This is a genomic window from Larkinella sp. C7, from assembly GCF_006149005.1.
Classification (GTDB): domain Bacteria; phylum Bacteroidota; class Bacteroidia; order Cytophagales; family Spirosomataceae; genus Larkinella.
Genome location: NZ_VBSL01000051.1, coordinates 1 through 867, shown reverse-complemented (window position 1 = coordinate 867; position 867 = coordinate 1). Strand labels below are relative to the sequence as shown.

Annotated in this window: 1 protein-coding gene; it reads right to left on the bottom strand. The window is 39.2% G+C overall.

Annotated features, from left to right (window positions below):
• The coding region (locus tag FH871_RS34280) for a transposase (RefSeq protein ID WP_138995310.1) at window positions 1–644 on the bottom strand (644 nt) is incomplete at its 3' end.
• Between the last annotated feature and the right edge of the window lie 223 nt (window positions 645–867).

The following is an 867-nucleotide window of genomic DNA, read 5'->3' as shown; positions in this document are numbered from 1 at the left end:
ATGGCTTGGTTAACTGATTTCCATTCTTCCTCAAGGATTTGAGAAAACTCTGTCAATTGTTCAGAAGTTACAGGCTCTTGGTCATCTAAGACAATGGCCTCTTGAATCAAAGGATTAATTTCCTCTTGAAAATAGGTTTTTAGAGTCGCTTGAAGTTTGGCAGAAAATTTATCAACAGCCTTCCGCCAAACAAAACTGTACTTGTTAGCGTTAGCCTCAATCTTAGTCCCGTCAATAAACAAACACTCTAAGGACACTAATTCCTCCATTTTCAACTGAAGGTTGAGGTCAATAAAGAGATTACGAATCAGCTCCTCCATCCCAGGAGCCACACGAAAACGATTGATTGTCCGATAAGAAATCACCAGCTGACCTGTTAAGTATTGCAGGGCAAGATTTTCCACCATCATTTTTTCTATCTTTCGTCCGGAAAAGATCCCTTGAGAATAAGCAAATAAAAGGGCTGCTAGGAGTAATTGGGGATGGTAAGAAGGCCGCCCAAACTCATGATAAAAGTTTAGAAAGGCATTATCATCTAGTTTATTGACCACCTTTTCAATCGTAAAAACGAGATGGTTGTGGGGTAAGAATGCGCTTAATTCTAGTGGCAGAGTCGTTTGATTTGTGTTATAGTGACTGTACATGAGGTAGCCTTTCTATTATTTTTTTGTCAACTATATTTTATCAAGACTACCTATGTCAAGCAAAAAGCAACGGCATCAAAACCGTTGCTTTTTCGTTGGCTGAGGGATAGTTTTGTCCCAGGCTCGTCGTTCTATAATCTATAGTTGTATTCATCATCTGACATGGCTTTTACAGTACCCAAGAGATAACCATTACCGATTTGCGAGAGTAAAAAGTGTCAAG